Source organism: Epibacterium sp. Ofav1-8 (assembly GCF_022348185.1).
GTDB lineage: Bacteria > Pseudomonadota > Alphaproteobacteria > Rhodobacterales > Rhodobacteraceae > Epibacterium.
The window spans coordinates 1-5703 of record NZ_JAKRFD010000026.1; the positions used below are offsets into that span (position 1 = coordinate 1).

The following is a 5703-nucleotide window of genomic DNA, read 5'->3' on the forward strand; positions in this document are numbered from 1 at the left end:
GCCAATGGCTGCCGTCATCCCCCAGCGGATCATGGCCCTGGTTGTTGTCCACCAGGCTTTCATAGATCCGGTGCGACAGGGTGGAGATCACCCGCGCGCCCTGGTCATAGGTGGCGGCGCTGTCCCAATCCGGATGATCATCCTCCGGAATGTTCGAGGCGATCAGCTCCACCTCGCTTACCGGCATCGGTGCAATGATGTTGAAGTCCATCAGCTCCGCTCCCCCGGCAGGCCGATCTCGTCCCAATCGTCGATCTGATTGGCGATCCGGTCGACGACCAGCTGCAGCGCCTGCCCTTGCGCCACCACATGGCGGGTCAGATCCTCGATCCCGCGCGCCAGCGGGCGGTTGTCGAGCATGGCCACCGACTCCGCATGGCTGTGGATGCGCGCGGGGCCGGTGTGTTCGATCTCCCAGCCGCGCTCGCCGACGATGCGCGCGCCGCCCTTATGCGCCCCGCCCCGGGCAAAGGCGGGAATGCCGCCGAGATCGCGGATCTGCTCTCTGAGCTGTTCGGCCCGCGTCGCATTCTGGCTGATCTGCCGGTTGTAAGCGCCAATCTGATCCTGCAGCCCGCCGTCAGCCCAGAAGCCATTCCTGAAGGCCCCTATATTGGCCCCCGCTCCATACTCGACCCAATCTGCGGCATAATCGATGCGACCCGTCTCCTGGTTGACCCTGAGCTCCGCATCCCGTCCGCCATTGCGGCGCAGGCTCACGCCGGTCCGGCGCTCCAGCGCCTCGATCTGGCTGACGATCCCCGCGGCCTCGCTGCGATCCGCAAGGCTGCTGGCCACGGTCTGCCCCTGCGCCTGCAGTGCGGCGATCTGCGTCTGCACCTCGCGGGCGCGGCGATCCGCCTCCACCGCTTCGCGCAGCTCTCCGAGCATGCCGCGCAGGCGGTCCAGCGGGTCTCGCAGCCGTTCGGTCTGTGTCGCCAGATCGGCAAAGACATCATCGGCCTCCAGCACCACGCCGCCGCCAAAGGTCAGCCGGCCGCTGCCGCCGCCGTCGCCGATCAGCCCGGCAATCTCGCTCAGCCGCGCCACCGTGTCGGCCCCTTCCCCGGTCAGGGCCACAGTCACCCGGCGCGACAGGTTGGCGGAGCGGGTCAGCACCAGCGACCGGGTCTCCGGGTCGAGATCCCGGGTCAGATCCAGCATCACCCGGCGGCGCAGATCCGCTGCCGTGGTCAGCGCCAGCCTGCGGCTCTCCGCGTCCAGATCCGCGCCCAGCACCAGATCCAGCGTCGCCACATGCTGCGAGAGCGCATGGGTGGCAATCCAGCGATCCGCCGGTGTCAAGTCATCGCGACGGATGACAAAATCGAGCGTGGTGCGAATGCCGGTGTCGGCCTGTTCCACCAGCGCGCGCAGCCAGCCCGGGGCGCTGTCGTCCAGCGTCACCGCCACATCCAGCGCGCCGACCAGATCGTCATAGCTGAAGGCCTCGGCCTGTCTGATGGCGCTTTCCAGCGCCGACAGCGACGCCTCGAAGGAGGCCACCGTGCCATCCCAATCCTCCGCCAGCGCCTGCACGCCCTCGCTCAGATTGGCAACCTCATCCGCCGTCAGCCCCTCAAATTGCAGGAAGGTGCCAAGCGCGGTCAGAACCTCGATCTGCTGCTCATAAAGCCCCGCCAGAACCTCATCATTGCCCGCTTCCAGATCCGCGATCCCCGCCGCATAGGACATCTGCGCCTGCACCTCGGCAGCAATCCGGCGATAGTCGAGATCCGATGCCGCCATGTCGCGGGCGCTGCGCAGGTAGCTGCGGGCGAGATCCGGCAGCGCCGCCGCCGCCGACGCATCCCCCGCCTGCACCCCGGCAAAGGCCGCATCAAGGCGGGCCTTCTGCGCCGTGGCGGTCTGGGCATCGCTGGCCGCGCTCAACTCGGTGGTGAGCAGGTCGGAGACAAAGCCGCGCAGGTCCTCGGAGGTGCGCCGCCAGTCCGCCGCCGCGTCTCGTGCCGCGCTGACCATATCCTGAGCCGCATCGATCTGGACGCCGATCTCGCCGCCGATCTCCTGCGCCAGCCCGGCCAGCTCCGCCGTGAAGGCCCCCATCTGGGGCAGCACCTCATCCATCGCCCCGGCCAGCCGCAGCAGTTCCGCATAGAGGGTCTGTCCGCCCTCGGTGCTCAGATCGAGGCTTTCGACCAGCTCGCGGAAGGCTTCGCGCGAGGCGGGCATGGCAAGCCCCAGCTCTTCGAACTCCTCTTCCAGCCGCCGCAGGACGGTCTCGCTGCGCTCCGCCTCCGTGTAGAAGCCGTCAAAATAGCGCGAGATCGCCACCGAGAAGGCCTCCGAGCCGCCAAAGGCCGCCAGCAGGTCGGAAGCCAGATCACCGCCCGCCAGCGATACGTCAAAGGCCGCGCCGCCCAAGAGATCCATGGCGTCATTCACCGCCACCAGGCTGCCCGAGAGCCGCGCCAGCGTGTCCGAGGCGCTTTCCCCGGCGCGCGTGAAGTCGTCGGTGCCGAGGATCAGATCCGCCATCTGGTCGGAGGCCGCCGCCATGTGATCGGCGATGTCCTGCTGGATCTGCTCCTGCGTGCGCCCGGAGGTCATCACCGACAGCGTATAGCCCTCAAACTCCGCCAGCGCATCGGAGCCAAGCCCCAGCGCCTCCGACATCGACAGAAGGCCGGAGGTCAGCCCGGCAACCTGCTGATCCAGTGCTGCATCCAGCCCGGAATCCACCGCGCCATAGACGTTCTTGTCGCTGCGGAACCAGCCGCCCTTGTAAAAATCCCGGGTGTAGCCGTCAAAGCCATCGACCCCGATGGTGCCCTCCAGCGCCGAATATTCGAACTTGCGGCTGAAGGCCTTGGACAGGAGGGCAACGCCGCCCGCCAGAAGCCCCACAACAGGCAGGGCCGCGCCAATGGTCGAGACAAGCGCGCTGGCTCCTGTTGCGGCCGAGGCCAGGGCCGCATTGGCCCCAACGCTGAACAGCCCCGCGCTGGTAAAGCCCCCCAGACCCAAAGCCGCCTGGAAGCCGCCGCCCAGACCCGCAACAAGGCTGGTGCCGCCCAGAAGGCCACTTGCCCCCTGCCCCAGAATACCGGACAGCAGACCGCCGCCACCGCTGCCGCCCGAGAGCAGACCGCCCGCCGCATGGGCTGCGGTGCCCGCACCGCCGAGCGACAGCCCCAGCGCAATGCGGATCTGGTTCTTGGCAAAGCTTGCCGCCAGCTCCGCCAGCCCGCGTTTGGCCGCCTCTTTGATCCCGTCCCACATCGAGCGGAAGTCCTGCAGGCCATCGGCAATCCAATCGCCAAAGGAGCGCGCCACACCGTCCACCGCCGAGGACAGCGGCCCGTCAAGTTCCGCGCCAAGATCCCCCGCCGCCGCGGTGGTTTTGGACAGGTTGCCCGCAACGCCGCCGCCGCTGCCGTCATCCAGCGTGTCGCCGAGCTGATCCAGTCTGGTCTTCAGCGCATCGGTGCTGTCGTCCCCCGCATCCAGTTCGGCATTGGCCGAACCCATCTGCAAGGTGAGGGTCTTCAAGGCTTCTGTGGCCTTGCCCCACCCCTGTTTGGCGAGTTTCTCGGCCTTCTGTTTTGCCGCCTCCGCCGCCGCCTGATGCTCCTCCACCTTGAGGTTCAGGCTGTGCACAGCGCTTGCGGCCTCGACCGCATAGCCGTGAAGAGACCGGGCCAGACCGTCCTGCCCCGCCGCCCGTGCGCCTTGTGTCATCCTATGCAGGAACCCGGCCCAGGTGTCCTGCACCCCGGAGATCATCGTCACAAACCCGGCTTTGACAGAGGCCCAGACCGCCTGAAGCGACGGCCCTATCGCCGAGGCACTGGTCCTGATCCCCTCCCAGATCCCTTTGGCCAGATCCCCCAGCGCCTGCAGCGCCGCGCCCCAGCCGCCGGTGGCCACCACCAGCTGGTGGAACTTCATCGCCAGATAGCCAGCCCCCACCACCAGCGCGCCGATGCCGGTGGCAATCACCGCGCCCCGCAGAAGCACCAGCCCCCGCTGCAGGCCTTTCATCGCCAGGCTGGTCACCGCCGCCTTGGTGCTGGTAGCCCCCAGCGCCATTTCCAGCGCAATCGCCGATTTGGCCGCCGCCGCAAAGCGCAAGGGCGCCAGCGCCACCGTCGAGACCACGCCCCCCAGCGCCACCACCAGCGGTGCCGAGACCTTCAGCACCAACCCCAGCGCCAGCGCCGCCGGGCCGACCGTGCCGGCGATCAGCGCGCCGGTGGCGATGAACCGCTTGGTGCCATCGGAGAGATCGTTGAACCAGCCCGCCACATCCGCCACCCGGTCACTCAGCCCCTGCAGCGCCGGGGCCAGCGCCACCGTCACCTGATTGGCCAGGCCCCGCCCGGCCAGGCTCATCCGCGACAGCGCGTCATTGGTCAGCTCGATCTGATCCGCATCGACCTCCGAGACCGCCACGCCAAAGCGGTTCACATCCTGCGCCGCCGCGCGCAGCGCCGCCCCGTCGATCCGGGTGAAGATCAGACCCGCCCGGCTGCCAAAGAGATCCGAGGCCACCGCCGCGCGCTCTGCCTCCGGCACATATTCCGCCAGCGCGCCCTGGATCTGCTCCAGCCGCTGATCGAGCGGCAGCGCCTGCAACGCGCCCGCGCTCAGATGCAGCCGGTCCAGCGCCTTGGCCGCCGCCCCCGTGCCGCCCGCCGCCTGGCTCAGCCGTTTGGTCAGCTGGATGGTCGCCTGCTGCACCTCGCCCATGGAGACGCCCGAGAGATCCGCCGCCCGCTCCAGCACCTGCATCGAGGCGACGGTGGTCTCCAGCGATTGCGCCATCTTGGCCTGCGCATCCACCACCCGCAGGCTGGAGCGCACCGCGATGCTGGCCGCCGTTGCCATCGGCACGGTGAGGCCAAGCGCCATGCGCCGCCCGGCCCCTTCCATCCGCCCCGCCATCCGTTCCATCCGGCGCTCCACCGTGCCCATGGTGGCCTTGGCGCGTTTGGCCCCGGTCTCAAAAGCCGCGGAATCCATTGAGAGCACGCCGCGCAGCGCGCCAATAACTGCGGACATCTAGGCCCCCTGTTTGCTGTTGAAGTGCATGGTCATCAGGCCTGCGCGCAGCTGTTCGAGATCCTGCGTCGCATCGGCCTTGCTGCGGCACGTCTGGCCCGCAGCCCGGGTAAAATCGGGCATCTTTTTGGGATTGTGGAAAGCATGGCTGACCAGGACGCCCAGCTCCTGGTTCAGCACCCGCCGCGCTTGGACCCGCGCCTCCCTGGCCCGGATTTTGGACCGGGTAATCAGGTCGTATTCGCGCAAGGTAAGATCGTGGAAATCGGCGTGGTGCAAGCCCAGCTCACACCACGCCGCAAACAGCGCCGCCCAGTCTACGCCCCCGCCGGGGGGCTGGCCTTTCCCGCTTTCGCCTCCCCGTCATCCTTGGCCCCGTCACCTTTGGCCGCCTTGGCCTCTGGTGCCGGGAAAGCCTTGGCAATGGCCTCGGCAATAAACGGCACCACCTGGCGCGCGCCGCCCGCCGCATCGATGACGGCCATCGCTTCGTCCTTGGGGATGCCCTTGCCATCCCCCAGACCCGCCGCCAACGCCGAGACCAGAAGCCGGATCCCGCCACTGCCCTGGATCAGCTTGTCCAGGAGCCCGTCAAAGGGCTGGCCATCATTGTCCTCTTCAAACCGCATCAGCGCGCCGGTGGTCAGGCGCAGTTTGTGGGTGGTGTCGCCTAGGTTC

At 68.2% G+C, this 5703-nt stretch carries 3 protein-coding genes and 1 pseudogene; all 4 read right to left on the bottom strand.

Features of this window, described 5'->3' with window-relative positions:
- Nucleotides 1-211 (bottom strand): annotated as a pseudogene (locus tag MHM97_RS22530) (hypothetical protein); the annotation flags it as partial.
- Nucleotides 211-5025, bottom strand: coding sequence for a hypothetical protein (locus MHM97_RS22820; protein ID WP_255730181.1), 4815 nt, complete (start codon nucleotides 5023-5025; stop codon nucleotides 211-213). The pseudogene MHM97_RS22530 and the gene MHM97_RS22820, both read right to left, overlap by 1 nt.
- Nucleotides 5026-5304: a hypothetical protein gene (locus MHM97_RS22540; RefSeq protein ID WP_239325865.1), complete on the bottom strand. Its 279-nt coding sequence runs from the start codon at nucleotides 5302-5304 to the stop codon at nucleotides 5026-5028.
- A gap of 38 nt (nucleotides 5305-5342) precedes the next feature.
- A partial coding sequence (locus MHM97_RS22545) for a GTA-gp10 family protein (RefSeq protein ID WP_239325867.1) occupies nucleotides 5343-5703 on the bottom strand: 361 nt, incomplete at its 5' end.

What these genes read in the sequence shown, in the direction of transcription:
- MHM97_RS22820 (WP_255730181.1), bottom strand. Translation starts at nt 5,025, where the DNA reads ATGTCCGCAGTTATTGGCGCGCTGCGCGGCGTGCTCTCAATGGATTCC.